The organism is Nostoc sp. (assembly GCF_041747015.1).
GTDB lineage: Bacteria > Cyanobacteriota > Cyanobacteriia > Cyanobacteriales > Nostocaceae > Nostoc.
In genome coordinates, this window is sequence record NZ_JBGTFY010000304.1 from 1 (window position 1) to 16,852 (window position 16,852).

General features: G+C 44.0%; 14 protein-coding genes. 6 read left to right on the forward strand and 8 right to left on the reverse strand.

Annotated features, from left to right (window positions below; genetic code table 11):
- Positions 1-202 (forward strand): ParA family protein (locus ACEW80_RS24280; protein ID WP_373529047.1); only part of this gene is annotated, 202 nt, incomplete at its 5' end.
- On the forward strand, positions 202-1,137 hold the full coding sequence (locus ACEW80_RS24285) for a ParB/RepB/Spo0J family partition protein (protein WP_373529048.1): 936 nt from the start codon (positions 202-204) through the stop codon (positions 1,135-1,137). The genes ACEW80_RS24280 and ACEW80_RS24285, both read left to right, overlap by 1 nt.
- A gap of 277 nt (positions 1,138-1,414) precedes the next feature.
- Here ACEW80_RS24285 and ACEW80_RS24290 read toward each other — a convergent pair whose 3' ends face one another.
- The 4 genes from ACEW80_RS24290 to ACEW80_RS24305 are packed head-to-tail and all read right to left on the reverse strand — an operon-like array spanning position 1,415 to position 4,644.
- A complete protein-coding gene (locus ACEW80_RS24290) occupies positions 1,415-1,651 on the reverse strand; it encodes a hypothetical protein (RefSeq protein WP_373529049.1) in 237 nt (78 codons plus the stop codon).
- Between the two features lie 23 nt (positions 1,652-1,674).
- On the reverse strand, positions 1,675-2,211 hold the full coding sequence (locus tag ACEW80_RS24295) for a hypothetical protein (RefSeq protein ID WP_373529050.1): 537 nt from the start codon (positions 2,209-2,211) through the stop codon (positions 1,675-1,677).
- Positions 2,212-2,231: 20 nt separating this feature from the next.
- On the reverse strand, positions 2,232-3,389 hold the full coding sequence (locus ACEW80_RS24300) for a DUF1822 family protein (RefSeq protein WP_373529051.1): 1,158 nt from the start codon (positions 3,387-3,389) through the stop codon (positions 2,232-2,234).
- Positions 3,390-3,405: 16 nt separating this feature from the next.
- Positions 3,406-4,644: a sigma-70 family RNA polymerase sigma factor gene (locus ACEW80_RS24305; RefSeq protein ID WP_373529052.1), complete on the reverse strand. Its 1,239-nt coding sequence runs from the start codon at positions 4,642-4,644 to the stop codon at positions 3,406-3,408.
- Positions 4,645-4,979: 335 nt separating this feature from the next.
- Between ACEW80_RS24305 and ACEW80_RS24310 the strand changes: the two genes are divergently transcribed.
- The 4 genes from ACEW80_RS24310 to ACEW80_RS24325 all read left to right on the forward strand — a co-directional run bounded on the left by ACEW80_RS24310 (position 4,980) and on the right by ACEW80_RS24325 (position 9,769).
- Positions 4,980-5,438, forward strand: coding sequence for a hypothetical protein (locus tag ACEW80_RS24310; protein ID WP_373529053.1), 459 nt, complete (start codon positions 4,980-4,982; stop codon positions 5,436-5,438).
- A gap of 340 nt (positions 5,439-5,778) precedes the next feature.
- Entirely contained in the window at positions 5,779-6,834 is a 1,056-nt protein-coding gene (locus ACEW80_RS24315; RefSeq protein ID WP_373529054.1) for a TIR domain-containing protein, read from the forward strand.
- 12 nt (positions 6,835-6,846) lie between these two features.
- Positions 6,847-9,255 carry a TIR domain-containing protein gene (locus tag ACEW80_RS24320; protein ID WP_373529055.1) on the forward strand — a complete coding sequence of 803 codons (2,409 nt, stop codon included), beginning with the start codon at positions 6,847-6,849 and terminating at the stop codon, positions 9,253-9,255.
- Positions 9,256-9,412: 157 nt separating this feature from the next.
- Positions 9,413-9,769: a hypothetical protein gene (locus tag ACEW80_RS24325; RefSeq protein ID WP_373529056.1), complete on the forward strand. Its 357-nt coding sequence runs from the start codon at positions 9,413-9,415 to the stop codon at positions 9,767-9,769.
- Between the two features lie 20 nt (positions 9,770-9,789).
- Here the strand turns inward: ACEW80_RS24325 and ACEW80_RS24330 are convergent, their stop codons facing one another.
- The 4 genes from ACEW80_RS24330 to ACEW80_RS24345 all read right to left on the reverse strand — a co-directional run.
- Positions 9,790-11,937, reverse strand: coding sequence for a CHAT domain-containing protein (locus tag ACEW80_RS24330; RefSeq protein ID WP_373529057.1), 2,148 nt, complete (start codon positions 11,935-11,937; stop codon positions 9,790-9,792).
- Between the two features lie 6 nt (positions 11,938-11,943).
- Positions 11,944-12,489 carry a tetratricopeptide repeat protein gene (locus ACEW80_RS24335; protein WP_373529058.1) on the reverse strand — a complete coding sequence of 182 codons (546 nt, stop codon included), beginning with the start codon at positions 12,487-12,489 and terminating at the stop codon, positions 11,944-11,946.
- A gap of 130 nt (positions 12,490-12,619) precedes the next feature.
- A complete protein-coding gene (locus ACEW80_RS24340) occupies positions 12,620-15,466 on the reverse strand; it encodes a filamentous hemagglutinin N-terminal domain-containing protein (protein WP_373529059.1) in 2,847 nt (948 codons plus the stop codon).
- 196 nt (positions 15,467-15,662) lie between these two features.
- Positions 15,663-16,852, reverse strand: a 1,190-nt coding sequence (locus tag ACEW80_RS24345; protein WP_373529060.1) for a ShlB/FhaC/HecB family hemolysin secretion/activation protein, incomplete at its 5' end; no start/stop codon positions are given.

Consider the following 16,852-nt stretch of genomic DNA (forward strand, 5'->3'; position numbering starts at 1 on the left):
CAGCAACGCCAATCAAGATAAAGTAATCCTGGAAGCTGTAGAACAACAGTTATCTTCCTTAGCTAAGGTATATCCCGCGATTCCTCGCGCCACTGCATTTGCTGATGCAGCAATGAGTCGTCAACCTCTAGCAGTTTATGCTCCAAAACATCCAGCAATTACAGTTTTAAAAAAGATTGCCCAAGGCATGGAGAAGCTGTAATGTCAAAAAAACGCCTAGAAGTCCCAAAGATGCGCGGCGTTGAAGATTTATTAACTATGGATGTGGAGGCATCTGCTGCTACTGTTTCCATCCACAAAATTCGAGTCGCCAAAAAACAACCACGCCGTTGGTTTGACCCCGAAAAAATGTCACAGCTTGTGCAGTCGGTACGAGAATACGGGATTTTAGAACCCTTGTTAGTCCGTCCGCTCGGCGATGGAGAATATGAATTAATTGCCGGAGAAAGGCGACTGAGGGCAGCAAAGTCGGCTGGATTAGCTGAAGTCCCAATTGTCAGTAAAGAACTTACTGATAAACAAGCTCTGCAAATCGCTTTACTCGAAAATTTACAGCGCGAAGACCTCAACCCAGTAGAAGAAGTGGAAGCAATACTAGAACTGCTGGCGATAAATCTGGATGTCAGCACTGAGGATGTCAAATCGATTCTCTACGAAGCTGCTAACGCTAAAAAACGTGATTTGGAATTGACGGGAAACGTTTCCCGTCAACTCGAACAAATTGAATCTATCTTGGCAGGCATTGGTAGATTTAATGCGGAAAGCTTTCGTACAAGCCGCTTGCCGTTGCTCTCTTTGCCAGCAGATGTATTATACGTGTTGCGCCAGGGTCAGCTTGAATTTACAAAGGCACGAACAATAGCACGAGTCAAAGACGAGCAAAAGCGTGCTGATATTCTCTCCTCAGCAATTGCTCAAAATCTGTCGTTAACTCAAATTAAGGAACTCATAAAGCAACTGCAATCATCAGAAACCACATCTGAAGCGACACCAGAAAAAGTATTGAGCAACCGCTATGCAGAAATAGGTAAGCGTTTACAACAAGCTCAGTTGTGGAAAGATGATAAAAAATACAAGAAGTTGGAGAGGCTATTGAATGACTTAGAAAAGTTGCTCGACGAATCCGATCTCAAGTAAACTCAAACAGCGGTATGAATCGCTCACAAAGTACAGTCAAGCACAACATCCAAAATTTTCTTTCTTAGAGCCAACACCCTTAGCGCCAAGAAAAACAGCAGCACCTTTCACGCTTGATCCTCGATGTTTTAGTCGGGAGAGGTAAGCAGCAGACATAGACATAAATCAATTGCATAAATACCCAACTGAATTCTGACTCCTGACTCCTGAATTCTGTTTCGATAAATTTACTTTTTATTTATTAGACAGTCAGGGGCTTCGCCTACAGCCTGAGAGTTCAAAGTTGTTTGAGTACCAACACCGTTCCACCGCCAAATGTAACTGCAAGCAGCGATGGAATCAAAGGCAGCCATGCTCCTTGTGTTAAAAGAATACCTATACAGACACCGTACAAAACTGCTGTTACAGTACCGATGCTGCATAACTGTCCCCGCAGCGATCGCATCCGCCAAACAATCAAACCACTAACTAAACACCACCCATATATCCAGAGAATGTCACCCCAATAAGGCACAACCCACAGTATTTGTCGTTTATCTAAAACAGCATTAATAATTTGACTGGTCCTGTGGGCGCTCTTGGTAATACTTGCGGACGCAAGTATTGTGTACTCAATGCTACTTCAGCATTAGAGTAATCCTCAAAAAAGTTCCACAGGTGCCAGGGAAGCCGATGCAGCAATGCCACATTTGTTTCAATAATGACTCTGATTTCATCATCAGGGCTAAGTAGAGTCCGCAACTGCTGCACAATATTCTGGAATGGTTCTGAGTTCAGCCACCGATTGATATAGCTTTGTAGTTGTTGACACACATCGCCAAATTCACTCACAGAGACATTAGTCACATCTTGTGAATAAACTTTAATCCGCCAATGCCAGCCTAAACGTTGATGGAGTGCTTCGTAGAGCAACTGCCACCTTCTATAGAGTTCGGGAAGTTCTGGTACTGCTGGCAAACTGCCTGTAAATTTAACAGGGTAAGGTTGGTCAACATCCCAAAGTTGAGCAGTGACAACAGGAAATCCATGATTTAAGTCACCTCCCAACAAGCTGAAGACGACTAGCTTATTCATTACCGTCTCAATTAATGTGCCTAAATTATAAAATTTTCTGCAATCTGGAAGTTGTTAAGAGCAACTTGAATGCTAAAGCATTCTCCTGTTTCCACATCAAAGTGTGGCAATTGCACATAGTTATCCTGACTTCTAGCTTGAACTTCCCCAAGCAGCTCCCCCGATGAAAGCAAAGCAAGCTTGATATTGGCAGGCAAATAAAGTTCTCCACCCATAGGATGCAATTGTACGCGCACACTAACTTGTCGATTTGCTTCTGGTATCAGGGCAACAAGTAACACAACAGACTGAGATTCTATTTGCATTCCCAAGTCGATTAACTTAGCTCGTCTGATGCCAGACTCTACTGAACCTGAAGCACTCCTGAAATTTAAGGCTAGATTACTGGCATTTGAAGAAAACAATGTCTCCAGTGCTTGCCAAGACGCCGAGTAAATTCCCGCTAGCCACTGACTGAGATTTTCTCCTAAATTGTCAGAAGTCTGTCGGTTTTGATACAAGCGATGCCGCCATTGTTCGTTCTCTAGCAGCGCTCCCCAAAGAGTAAAAGGCACTGCGAGTCTGGGGAAAGTAACTGAGGAACTGCCTAAACGCTGTAGCAAGTTTTCTGCCTGGGTAGCTGGCAATTCTGCCAGTGGGTTTAGCGCTGCTTTCGTTGCTTCTCCCCGACAAAATTGGTAGGTCATCCAGAAAGCGTTTAGGTCTTTTGTCAGATGCCGCGCATCCATACAATATGTACGGTCAACTGGATCGTAACTGCCTCTAGATTTTAACTCCTGATGAGTAGTGTAACCCCAAACTCGCACCCATTGTCCTTCTGGTTTGACTTGCACTGCTAAATAATAGTCTGCTGTCCAACTCGGAATATCCACCCATTCCTGAGGTACTTCTAATTCACTATCATCAATTGCTTCACTAGGAATTAATAAAATTCGTTTTTCACCGACTGCAATTGCACTTCCATTTACTACATCCCAAAAGGCAGGCAGAGCGGTTGCTTCGGGAATATATTCTGTTTTTATCCAATCTAAAAATGCATCTAGGCAAATTTGATTAATATAAGCACGCCAGCGACTACTAGGTGTTGCATAGACCTGGCTTTGCTGCCAGGACTGCGCCTGTAATGATGGTGATATTTCTAATAAGCACTCTGTTGGGTCTGCAAACATAAAAGTCATTTATCCTATCTCCTTTCTATAAAGGAATCAAGCTATCGCCATAGCGAACTCTAAGCCATTCTTCCAAAGCCGCATTCATATCTTTAACTAGGTTGGAAGTTACAGAAATATTCAGTGTTTCTTGACTCCAACGAATCAATGTTGCTAGTAAGGATTCTCTCGCTTTGATGAGCCGACGGGAAACAGTAGGCTGACTAATCTGCAATTGCTGGATAATTTGCTGCTGAGTAAGTCCCTGTTTGTAGTACAGTTTCAGTATCTCCTGAGATTGGGTATCAAGAGAAAGCAAAGCTTTTTGCAGTACACCATTCATCTGAGATAGTTGATTTTGTCGGTTTTCGGCATCCTCTTGAGCTATCATCTCAGCCATTAATGATTCAGAAGAGGGGTCTGGCAAATCAATTTCTTGGCTAGAATCTTCCCCTGGCTTGGGTACATTGAGGGACGCAACTGGTGGATAAAGATAAGCACGCACGCAAACAGCAATTTTGGTTAACCACTGCTCAATTGTCTGGTGATTGCATTCTGAACCAGGTGGAGTTAACTGGCTTTGTCGTTCGATATTGTAAAGATTGGCAACTGTTGACCACAAATTGCGATCGGGTTCTGGTAACTTATTACTCCCTCCTGACTGGTTTTGAAGATATAATTCTTTAAAACAAGTCCAGGCTAAACGATATTGGGCGATTTGCGATATCGATAATCCTGCATTTTGCAAAGCCTCTAACACCTGCTTTTTGCTTACCTTACGTAACAATCCCCAGTTAGTGCAAATATCAGCCTCTTTACGTTGGCGCAAGATGTCTTTGATTCGACTGGGAAATGCAATACTGGCATAGGTTTTCAAACTAGAGCTTCTGTCTGGGTTAAAGCCTTCAAGGATAGTTTTAACTTCGGCGATCGCCAATTGGAAGTAATCAGCTAACCCGTATTGAGTGTTGGTAAATCTTGCAACTGTTTTGTAAGCAGCCCAGTAACAGGATTCTTGTAAATAAGCTGACAAATGCATTCCCGCCAGACTGCTGGGGGAGTTGCGCCAGTTCTTATGCCAGTAAAGCGCCCAAAATTTTTCTGAGGCTGGTACTTCTGCTGAAGATACCAAGCAATTTTGGATACTTCGACGCAGTTTGCTATCTGTCAACCATTTGCTGAATCGGTCTGTTTCAAGCTGCGCGAAGGTTGAGAACATTTCGATAATTTCTTGGCGAGGACGCATAGGCAATTTAAAACTTTCAAACTTAGTGATGGCTAGCATCCAGAGTGGCGAAACCGAATTCCACCTAAAAGCATATCGCAATAGTCTTGGCTGAATAAAGCCCCCGCTTCTAACCAATTAGTTAGTGAAGGGGTTAAACAACTATTACTTCACGCCGACTGCAACCGGAGGAATTACGCAAATTGTGTTGGTTTAGCGGTTAAACCCTCTATTTTGTTTGGCTTATTTAGCCAGATTGGTGCAAGTTCTAATAGTTAAAAAAATTTGCGCTACCACCTGAATAAAAACCTAAAAGCCAACCAATTCACTCAATGAAGGAGTTAAAACCCAAGCTTACTAACTTGAACACTTATTTAAACAGCAAAAATCGCATCATGAAATATTTCACAACAAAAACCTTGAAACACTTTATAACTATTGCTACTTGCAGTACAGTCTTGGCTATGAGTTCCAGCACTTATACTCACGCAGCACCTCAACCCTTCAAGGGAGAAAGTTTAACTGAGACTTCTACAAAGCTTGCTAAACCTTCTATCACTGTTGCAGAGGCGAGTAGTATGACTGGTGTGTGGAACTGTAATGATGGTGGAGTTTACTTTATTCGCCAAGTAGGGAATCAGATGTGGTGGTACGGTCAAAGTAGTGATGGTGGAACCACTTGGTCAAATGTATTCCAAGGCACGATTAGAGGAAACAAGATTATTGGCAGCTGGGCAGATGTTCCCAAAGGTAACATCAGAGGTTATGGCGAGATGACGCTGAGAATTTCAGGCGATCGCATTCAAAAAATCTTAGGTGGGGAGAATTTTGGTGGTAGTGCGTGGAGTCGTTAGATGGGGTAATTGAAAGAACATAATCTTATTTATAGCAACCGCCAAGTTGCTTAGGAAAACAGGCTTAATATCTGAATATTTCTGAATAAATTGCTTAAATACAATCAAAAACGAGGATATTTTATGTTGAGACATACTTTACTTGGTATTGAGCCGATACTGTGTAATTTCCGTCAATATGGACTGAAAACTCCTACCCTGTGTGGATTTAAAAAATTGCTACATCAAAGCTGAAAAAGCCGTTATTTACAACGTAAAATCCCGCATTTTCCGGTCATATTGCAGGTTTTTGGTCATATATCGGCTCAATCCCTAATAATTCCCCTCCATAGTTATTGCCGTGAAAAAGATATTAATTCTGACTGCGAACCCAAAGAATACCGACCAACTGCGCTTGGGTGAAGAGGTGCGGGAGATTCAAGCGGCTTTGGATCAGTCCAAAAATCGAGACCAGTTTGAAATCATGACTCATTGGGCTGTTCGAGTAGACGATCTGCAACCGATTCTTCTGGATCACACCCCTCAAATCGTACATTTCTCAGGGCATGGTGGGGGGAGCCAGGGGTTAGCCCTAGAAAATGAACTGGGGCAAATGCAGTTGGTCAGTTCGACAGCGTTAGCAGGGCTGTTTAAGTTGTTTAAGGCGAATGTAGAGTGTGTGTTTTTGAACGCCTGCTATTCCGAGGAACAGGCAAAAGCGATTCATCAGTACATTAGCTGCGTGGTCGGAATGAATCAGGCGATCGGAGATCAGGCAGCCATCAAGTTTGCCAAGGGTTTTTACCAGGCGATCGGCAGGAGCAAGTCCTACGCAGAGGCTTTTGAATTTGGCTGTAATGCTATTGATTTGCAAGGAATTCCCGAATCTTCCACACCAGTTCTTAAATATAAAACTGAGGAATTATCTCCTCGGTTGGACGAGGTACTTAATCAACAAGATGTACCCAACCAAAACCAGGGAAATTTTCAATATGATGTCTATATTAGCTATGTAGAGCAGGAGCCTGATACCACTTGGGTTTGGGATGTATTACTACCTCGTTTAGAGCAGGCTAACTTACGAATTGCCGTGTCTGGTGATATAGAAAGCCCTGGTGTGGCTCGTGTCGTTAATATTGAGAGCGGGATTAGACAAGCGAAGCGAACAATTATTGTTTTGTCGGCAGCGTATTTAGCGAACTACGAAGCGACGTTTGAAAACATCATTGGGCAAACTATTGGGATTCAAGAAGGAACTTACCGTCTGCTGCCTGTAAAAGCCCTACCATTTGATCCCGGTCAGTTGCCTACACGTTTGAGTATGCTGACAACTCTTGATCTTGCTCATCCCCGTCGATCTGAACGTGAATTTGAACGATTAATTCAGGCGTTACGCGAATCATTACCGCAGATGTAACTAAGAATCACCATGAACAAAGAGTATGACCTATTTATTTCTTATGCGGATGCCGATCGCCCCTGGGTAGAAGGCTACTTATTAGACGCGCTGACTCAAGCGGGTGTCCGACACCTCTCAGAAACAGCGTTTCGATTGGGCGCTCCTCGGATTCAAGAGTTCCAGCGCGCTGTCCAGCAAAGTCAGCGTACCCTACTAGTGCTGTCTCCAGCTTATTTGGCAGATAGTTTTAACCAATTTGTGGATCTGCTGGGCCAGGCTTATGGCGAAGAAACACAGACATGGCCAGTGATTCCGCTGGTTCTGCAACCTGTGCCACTGCCACCTCGATTAGCCATGCTGGTGCAATTGAGAGCAGTAACTGCTGAAGAACAGACAACCGCTATTACTCGCCTCTGTGCTGACCTAAAACTGACTGTCCCTACTCCTTTACCAAAACCACCCTGCCCCTACCCAGGGATGGAGCCGTTTACTGAGGCAATGAGCGATCGCTTCTTTGGACGCGAGCAAGAAATTGAGGAACTGCTAGGACGCTTACGTTTGCATCCATTTCTGATGGTGATTGGACCTTCGGGTAGTGGCAAATCTTCCTTGGTATTTGCCGGACTTGTGCCAAAACTACGTCAGACTGGGTTCTTTGGTGCAGGAGAATGGTTGGTTCGCTCTATGCGTCCAGGAATAACACCTCTAACAACGCTCAAAGAAATTTTGGGCAAAGATACAATTACAGCCAGAAATATTACCCAAATACTATCAACTCAGCCCAACACCCAACGATTTTTGTTCATAATCGATCAGTTTGAGGAAGTCTTTACCCAAGTAAGTCAAGAGACTGTTCCATTTCAACAAGCATTGCTTGAGTTAACTGAGATACCCAATGTCTATCTAGTACTGACAGTTCGTGCTGACTTTTATTCAGACTTGATGACATCAGTTTTGTGGCGAAAAATTCAAGCACACCGAATAGAGGTCGTACCGTTAGATGAAGTAGGATTGCGGCAGGCGATTCTAAAGCCTGCTGAGAATGTGGGTGTGTTTATCGAGCCTACTTTACTAGAACGATTAGTAACTGATGCGAGGGGAGAACCTGGTGTTTTACCGTTGATCCAGGAGACACTAGTGCTTCTATGGGAAAGATTAGAGCGGCGGCTCCTACCCCTTAGAGCTTATGAGGCACTGATTCTACCTCGAAAGGCTTATGGAATTGGTGGGAGTGAACATCGCACTGGTTTACAGGTGGCGATCGCTCGACGCGCCGATGATGCGTTAGCAACCCTGGAAGTTGAGCCAGATAAGCAAAGAGGCATTGCTCGACGGATCTTTCTCCGTTTGGTGCAGTTTGGCGAAGGACGCGCTGACACTCGCCGTCAGCAACCGATGAATGAACTGCAAGCTGTAGGTGATGATCTCAATCTATTCAACCAGACTTTGCACCATCTGGCAAATAAACGCCTGTTAACCCTGAGCGGTGAGGAGACGAGTAACACAATCAAAGTGGATATTGCTCATGAAGCCCTCATTAGTGGCTGGCCTACCTTGCAGCAATGGGTTTTTGAGCGACGAGAAGCTGAACAAATCCGCAGACGGTTAATGTTAAAAGCTGAGGAATGGGTTCGTCTGGGTGAAGAAACAGGTGGTTTATTGGACAAGATTGAACTGGTTGAAGCGGAACGATGGTTGTCAAGTTCAGATGCGAGTGATTTAGGTTACGATACATCACTGCCAAGATTAATCACCGCCAGTCAACTCATGATTAGGCGGGCTAAAGCTAAACAATTGTTACGTTTTGGCTTTTTCCTGGTGAGTCTAAGTACAGTGTTGGGTATACTATTTATATTTGTTCTTCCCAGGTCAGCTATCTTTCTAAACAATCGTGGGTATGAAAAATTTAGATTAGGGCAGAATGAGAGCGCGCTACAAGATATTAATCTAGCGCTCATGCTCAAGCCGACGCTTGCAGATGCTTTGTACAACAGGGGTTTGATCTATCAGGAAAAACAAGACTTTGATCTTGCCTATGCTAACTATCAAGGTGCAGTAGAACATCGCTATGCTCCAGCGTATGGTAATTTGGCACGGCTAGAAATTACCCAGCAACAAAATTATACTAAGGCTGTTAAGCTTACTTTAGAAGGCTTAAAATTAGCAACTGACGATGAAGCGCGATATACGCTGTTCAAAAATTTAGGTTGGGCACAATTGGAGCTCAAAAAATATCCTCAAGCAGAGGCAAATTTGAAACAAGCCGTTGCTCTAGATCCTCAGAGGGGATCAGCCTACTGCTTGCTGGCACAAGTTTTAGAATTTGAAGGATCAAAACCTGCGGCGCGGGAGCAGTGGAATAATTGCCTAAATTTTGGCAGTCCAGATCATCCAGATGAACGTGTTTGGATCAAAACAGCAAAATCAAAACTTAGCTAAGAAGGATTTTAATGCAATGAAATTCAACTCACTTTTTCTGCCGATTATCAGTTTAGCTACCGTTTCGTCTATAGTTGATATTCACCCTGCTTCCGCACAGAGACAGAGACCCCCAGTAACCCCAGTAATTCAATGTCCTGGTAACAGCAGATGCCCTGTGTATACTCGAGGAGGTCCTGTCCGTGGTGGTGGTACAATGCCACCATATCTGAGTCAACGAGTGAATGATCTTATCGATAAAGGGAACCTTGGTGAAGCTGTGACACTACTTGTGCAATTCTTAGAGCAGCCAGAGAGAACACAAGATATAAATGGACAAGCTGCGGCGCATGAGGCATTAGGAGACTTGTATACGAGAATGAACAAGCCGGACTCAGCTTCAAGTCACCTAATAAATGCAGATGCACTGTATCAAAGATTAGGAAATCCTCAGCGTTCTAGCGAGGTGAGGCAACAACTTGGGCAGATACAACTTCAGATACAACTTCAGCAGATACAACTTCAGCAAAGATAGCGCCTTTCTTGCTAAAATTCTCAAGACTCTCCAATTAACGTAAAAGCTGCCCAGTTCAAGGGGAGAGAGTCTTCCTTCATTGTCTTTAACATTGCTTGACGCAAAGCTGCGGCTTTGTCATAATTTTTCTCAAGACTCTGGTAAAAAAATTTCATCAGTTTAGCTGTTTGGATATCTGGTACTGACCATAGAGATACTACTACACTAAGTGTTCCTGCGGTAATCAAAGCGCGAGAAAGCCCAATAACTCCGTCTCCAGAAATTCTTCCTCTTCCGGTTTTGCAAGCGCTAAGAACAACGAGTTCAGCATTCAGACGCAGATTGAGAATTTCACTGGCTGTGAGAAATCCGTCATCCTTACCTGATGGTGCAAGAGCGATCGCTCCTGGTACTCCCAACCCCGTGTTCTGATTGCCATACTCAAGCAATCCGTGCGTTGCCAAATGCACCAGTCTAGCTTTAGGTAATTTTTGCAAAATGTTAGCTTTCGTTGCCTGTGCGCCAATGATTGCAGTAGTGTTAAACAGTTTGGCGATATCAATAGCTTCCTGTTCTGCCTGTGGTAATTGTTCTAATGGTTTGGGCATAACAGGATTGCCGACAATTAGGGCAGAGGATGGAGAACCGAAGATTGAAGAATTTTCCCCTCCTGCCATCTGTCTTTTATCTTTCAAGTTGCGTGTCAAATCTAGCACTTGTATGGATGGTGCAGTCAAAATAGTGTGCTTCTCGATTAGGTACTTACCATCGGCATCTTGGAGGGCTGGAAAGGGAACTAAGAATAAAGTTTCTTGGGGTATAAAAATAACATGAGCATTTTGGTTAGCGGGCAAGAGGTCAGCGATCGGCTGAATCAGGAGTTGATGGAGTATCTGCCGGAAGTCTTGACTTTTAGAAGATGACTTTGCCGCTTCGGCAGGTTTCATTTTACGCAGTGCTTGCATCAGTTGTTCGCCTTTACCAGCAGGTTTGCTGAGGCAATTGTCAACATTGGCACTTCTGTCAAGAGTCAAGCAGTGGGAAATATTAATAATATCAGCAAGGGTTCCACCTTTTTGCCACAGGGGTTTTAAATCAACTCGCCGAAATGCAACTTTACCATTAGGCTGTACTACCCAAATGAATAATTCTTGCTCTCTGCCTCGCTGTTTACCTCGAAACTTAAAGTCATCATCGGGAACGATCGCATATTCTACCAATGTGGCGTTTTGTTGACGGGCGATTTTACGAATTTTTTCAATATTCGGCGGCGGATTATCGGTAATTGATGATACCGATTTTTGCCCTTCGCCTTCTTGATATATGCGTCTGGCAAGTAACTCGGCAAAGGCGCGGGCGCGTCCTTGTTCTGCGGCTTCTAGAGCGGCTTCCGGTTTGTTAGCGGCAAGCAGGATTTGTTGCAGCAGGTTGTAGGTGTATACTTGAGTATCGAAGATGGAGACTTTGTAAGTGTCGTCGAGTCCAGGACGCAGACCATCGAGGAGTTTGACAGCGGCGCGGAGTTTTTCTTCAGCTTCTTTGAGTTTACCAGCAGCGAACAAAGCATGACCAAGGTTGTTGAGCGCTTTGCCTTCGGCTTCTGGATCTCCTATTGTCCTGGCAATTGCTAAAGCTTGCTCTTGATATTGAATTGCCTTTGGGTAGTCGCGGGAATCTTCATAAACCAGTCCCAAACTACCCAGCGCTTTGCCTTCTAGTTCGCTATCGCCTGCATTTGAAGCTAGTTTCAAAGCTTGTTCGTAGTAACTGCGGGCTTTTTCGCTTTGGCGTTGAGAGTGATAGGTAGACCCCAAGTTAATTAAAGTGCTAGCCTGTCCTAAGCGATCGCTCAAAGTTTCGTTAATTTTCAGACTTTGTTCATGGAGGGTGATCGCCCGATCGTACTGCCCCAAATTGGCGTAAATAGCTCCTAAATATCCTAGAACAATTCCTTCTTGGGCGCTATCTTTGATTTCTTGGGCAATTTTTGCGCTCTGTTCGTAGTCAGCGATGGCATTGTTATAATCGCCTAAAGACTGATAGGCATTACCGAGATTTCCTAAAACTTTTGCCTCTGTTTGACGGTCTTTGAGTTCTCGAAAAATTTGCAGCGCTTTGTGATTGAATTCAATCGCAGCACTGTAGTTTCCTACTACTCGGTAAGCGATCGCTAAACTGCCTAAAATCACTCCTTCTTATGAGCGTTGGCGTTGCTTCTCCTGTGGAGAATTGCTCAATTGCTGAATAATTTTTAAACTCTGCTGATAATATTCAATTGCTTTAGCATAACTGCCGCCTTTTGCATAGGTGTCTGCTAATAAGATGACTAAAGCACCTTCTTCATTGAGGCGATCGCCCAGTTCTCGCGTAATATTTAGATATTGCTGCAAGTGAGCGATCGCTTTCGGGTACTCAGGCAAAAGCAGGTAAACTGCACTGAGATTTTTCAGCGTTGCTGCTTGGGCAGGACGGTCTTTCAGGGTACGGTAAGCGATAAGCGACTGCTGCCAAAATTGAATCGCTAACTGTAGTTGCTTCGTTTGGTAATATTTAATACCTTGTTCAAACAAGCGATCGGCTGTTTGACGAGTCATTACTTGGGCGGGAGGCGAAGCGGAGAAAGCAGTCAAATCCTGAGCGAAAGGTATTAAACCTGTCACCATAGTCATCAGGATACTGAGGCTAATAAAAAGTACCCCACCACGCCAGGTGCTACAACGGGTAGAAAATAAGCAACGCACTGGTTCCCTAACCCCTAAGAGCCTGTGCTTAGGGGGAAAGCAGGCTCTTAGGGGTATGCTTTGAATTGTGGGTAAGCAACCAGACATGATATTAGCGCAAACGGGTAAATTCTAGGACTACAGCTTATTCCTACTTGTTAGTCCCTGACGGAGGCGTAGGGTTGGGATTGACCGGGATAGGTTTAGTCTGATTGTCTCCAACGATGCGAAGAATATTAGTATCCTTATTTTCTTCTCTACAGGGATTGGCTGTTGTTGATGTTGGAGGATTGGTAGTTTCTGAGCGTGTGGGGTTTTCTCTTGAGTTTAACGAAACTACTGTATTTGAGGGCGGACAAGCAGGATTTTGAGATGGTTTGTTAAGTTGTCGCTGTGCGGTTTGAGCCTGAGAATCGTCGATTCCCGGTTGAGTAGGATCGTTTGGATTATTTGGATTATTTGGATTATTTGGATTGTTTGGATTGTTTGGATTGTTTGGATTGTCTGGATTGTCTGGATTGTCTGGATTTTGTCGAGGAGCAGAAACTACATTAATTTTGTTACTTGAGGAGAGTTGAGTATCTCGAAAGACACCAGAAAGGGTTCCATTAGATCCAGCTTGGAGAACAATCAATCCGACAGTATAACTAGCATCCGACGCAACTGTGTTGGGATTGAAATCCACACTTCTGACAATTACAGAACTGTCTGAAATAGGAGTCCCATTTTCATCAACACCTAAAACAGGAGTCCCATTTCCATCAACAAAACGAATTACGTTAAAACTATTTTCCTCATACCCAGCAAAGAATACTTGTCTCCCATCAGCTTCTACTCTAAAAATAGGATTGCCAGCCGCATCTTTTTCTACACCAAGACCATCCGTAAAACTCACACCTCCATGCTGGATATTGATTTGACGTGCTGCTCGAACACTAACCGGAACCTTCCGGGGGCCAGAGACGAAGTCGTCTAAGAAAGCAGTTTTGGCTTGGAAAACACCAGCAGCATTAATGTCTAAACTCCCGGATCGGACTTCAATGTCATTTACTAAAATATTGCCTTTTCTTGAAGAAAATAATCCAACGTCTGAGCTTGTGTCAACTCCGCCATCTGGTGAGGAGCTAGCATCAATACTCTTTGTAATAATATCTTTTTCACTTGATAGTATGATGCTGCCAGCATCAATGTTTTCCGCAACGGTTATGCCGCCTTTTGATGAATTCAAAACAACTGTGCTGCTTGTACCAAAAGAGCCTGCATTTCCATCTACATTTCCATTTACATTTATATCACCTGTTGCAGATAGTATCACCGGACCCAAAACTGGGTCGTTGTCCGGTGATGAAATTGTAATGTTGTCTACTGTAATACTTCCTGATGATGTGGGCGTTGCTGTAGATCCAAAAGTTGCTCCTCCCAAGGAACTCGAAGGCGTGCTTGGAGAATTGCGTAACTCACTCACGCCTGCTCGCAAAATCAGCGATGGCCTACTTTTGAGAACTGCAATATCTGGATCGGTTCCCACCAGCAACCCATTCGGCTCGGTAATATTGATATCTCCACCAGTAATACTACCTTTGGCTTCTACCTTCAGCGAGGAACCTTCGTAATGGCCAAAATTAACATCGCCATTCGAGCTAATGATGCCCTGTGTATTGGTTCCACTTGAACTTAAAAAGCTAGAGGTAAAGGTTCCGGCTCCACCAGAGAGGTTGAGTACTGAAAAATTTCCACCTGTAATAAAGGCAGTGTTGCCAGTAATTGTGCCATTGCTGACTAAATTCAGGTTTCCGCCGATTCTGAAGATAGAACCCGGATTATTCAACTGGATATCAATGCCTTGGTTGCCCTGAACTTTTAAATTGCCCCCGACTTGCAGAGCAAAAAAGTCGAAACCCGAACCATCTTTTAACTGTACAGTATTCTGAGCTTCGATATTTAAGTTACCTGCTATAGTTAATTCCCGCTCAGATTTTCCTACAGAAATCAGATTGCGGTTCGATGATAACGTGGCATTTTGGGCTAAAACAGAATCCGCTACCACATCCCCGTTCTGTATCTGTATTCCCGAACCTGTCAGTTCCGAACCTGTCAGCGTCACCTGATCGCCGCTGACAGTTACACCACTTGCACTATCTATGCCGCCGCCCGTCAGCAGTTGTGGCAGGGATAAAATAGGTAAAGACCAGTTTGCAGGTAGATTCGCAGATGTTGATAGTGGCTGAACTTCAAGAGTGAGGATGTTTCCCGGCTGGCTAATTCGCACTACTCGCTCACCAGCAACTGTGGCAACAACAACTTGACCACCCCAAGCTCCAAATCCTCCAGTATTGAGAACCGTACCGCCAACTAATGTGAGATTTTTTCCCGCTCCAACCCCTAAATAGCTATTATTTACAATAGCTCCCGGTTGATTCATGGTAAATGCAAACGCACTTGGATTTTCCATTAAAGTTGCGTAATCATTTGTACCCAGCGCATTAAACCACTTATCGCCCAACCCAATGCCGTTCGCAGTTGTCGCCGTGAAAGATGCAGGCACATTCAAACTGGCACCCGAACCAAACATAATTCCTGCGGGATTCATCAAATATAAGTTAGAATTATTACCCGTAACTTGTATTAGCCCGTTAATAACAGAAGCATCCCCTCCAGTCACTCGACCCAAAATGTTTTGAATTTCTGGGTTAGAAATAAAGTTGGCAGTTTGCTCGTCGTTGACTCCGAATTTCTCAAAGCTATGAAGTAGATTTGCCCCTGCTTTAGTGCCACCTTCAATATTTAAAGTATTACCATCTTGGTTGACGACAGTACCAGCATCGTTGGTAGCTGGTGTAATCTGCGCTTTTGCTGTAGTTTGCAAAAAAACTACAAACACAGATGTGGCGAACAACAAACTTGTGATGCAAGCCTTACCGATTACAAAAATTCTCCGATTTTGTTGTCCCACTTTAATCAAATTCAACTTTAGAAATAAGTTTGCTGTTACTTTCATTTTTTATTTATTTTCTTAGATGATGAATGACTTGTCAGAAGCAACTAGCAGACACAACCAATAATTTAGGATTGTTTTAGTATAAATAGCTAAAAAAGTTAGGAGCGATCGCTCTACCCATTAGTTTATAAATTGAACATTTTTTTGTTAAATTTTCTACCTCGTTACTCAAAACTTAAAATTATAAGCTCACGGATTAGAAGTTGTAGCCAGCACTAAAGTTAAAACCTCGATCTTGGGCGTTTTCGCCGCGATCGCGCCATTCAATTATTGGCACTGCGTAATCAAGTCGCACCAAAAAGCGCGGAATCGGTTCCCAAATCAATCCCAAACCAGCAGATGCTAAAAAGGTTTCGCCTGTTAATTCGTTAGGATTGTCAGATTTATTCCAAACGCCTCCAACATCAAAGAAGGGTGCAAATTGCAAGTTTGGCTGTCCAGCTTTATCTCGCTGAATGGCAATGCGGTCTTCTAGTGACACACGAAAGCCATTGTCTCCCGAACGAGCATTCTGTCGATAACCCCGTAACGATTGCCCGCCGCCAATTACAAATTGTTGAGAGGGCAGTAAACTATCAGGACTAAGTTGCACGTCTGCTTGAGCAATCAGTAAATTGTCCCTGCCAAGGCGTTGCACTCGTTGAAGTTGCCCCAACCAACTGAAGAAGCGCCCATCCGGTAACGGGTCAGAGTTGACTGTAGCATCGATAACATCAAGACCGAAACTGAACTGGGATCGCAATGCCCATGCACCGGAGCGATCGCGTTTGGTATAATCCTGCCCAAACTTTAACACTCGTGTCTTGCTGTTACCCCGGTCAGGACCTTCGCCAAATGTATAAGGTGCGCCTTCCAAAAAAGTTTGCCCATCCTGCACGGCAAACCCCAAAGACAAGGCGACTTCCTCACGGGGATTCCGTATTACTGGTTGACGATAGCTAATTTCATACAGCTTGCTGTCGGCAGTAATGTTAAACACAGAAACTGGGGCTTCAATGATTTTGCTATCGCTGGGGGCATAACGGAACTGTACGGTTCCGTTCATCGCATTTACGGGAACTCGGTAGTTAAAGTCAAAGGAATTAGCACCGCCTACGGTGGTGCGATAGTAATAAGCACTTAGTTCATCACCTAACCCAGTCAGGTTGCGGTAGCTAATAATACCACCCAAGCGTTCTGAACCCACAGCAGGCGGTGAGTAATTATCAACTCCCACAAAGCCAGTCAGAGCATTTGCTTCGGTAACTTTAACTATGAGAATGCTTTTACCTAACTGGGTTCCTGGCTTTAACGTTGCTTCAATGTTAGTAAATAACGGATCGGTTTTGAGCAATCTCAGTTGGTCTTCGAGTTTGTCTGCTCTAAGTGGTGTATTTGCACCCAGTT

Coding starts and splice junctions, on each gene's coding strand:
- ACEW80_RS24285 (WP_373529048.1), top strand. CDS start 202: ATGTCAAAAAAACGCCTAGAAGTCCCAAAGATGCGCGGCGTTGAAGAT.
- ACEW80_RS24310 (WP_373529053.1), top strand. CDS start 4,980: ATGAAATATTTCACAACAAAAACCTTGAAACACTTTATAACTATTGCT.
- ACEW80_RS24295 (WP_373529050.1), bottom strand. CDS start 2,211: ATGAATAAGCTAGTCGTCTTCAGCTTGTTGGGAGGTGACTTAAATCAT.
- ACEW80_RS24300 (WP_373529051.1), bottom strand. CDS start 3,389: ATGACTTTTATGTTTGCAGACCCAACAGAGTGCTTATTAGAAATATCA.
- ACEW80_RS24320 (WP_373529055.1), top strand. CDS start 6,847: ATGAACAAAGAGTATGACCTATTTATTTCTTATGCGGATGCCGATCGC.
- ACEW80_RS24305 (WP_373529052.1), bottom strand. CDS start 4,644: ATGCTAGCCATCACTAAGTTTGAAAGTTTTAAATTGCCTATGCGTCCT.
- ACEW80_RS24340 (WP_373529059.1), bottom strand. CDS start 15,466: ATGAAAGTAACAGCAAACTTATTTCTAAAGTTGAATTTGATTAAAGTG.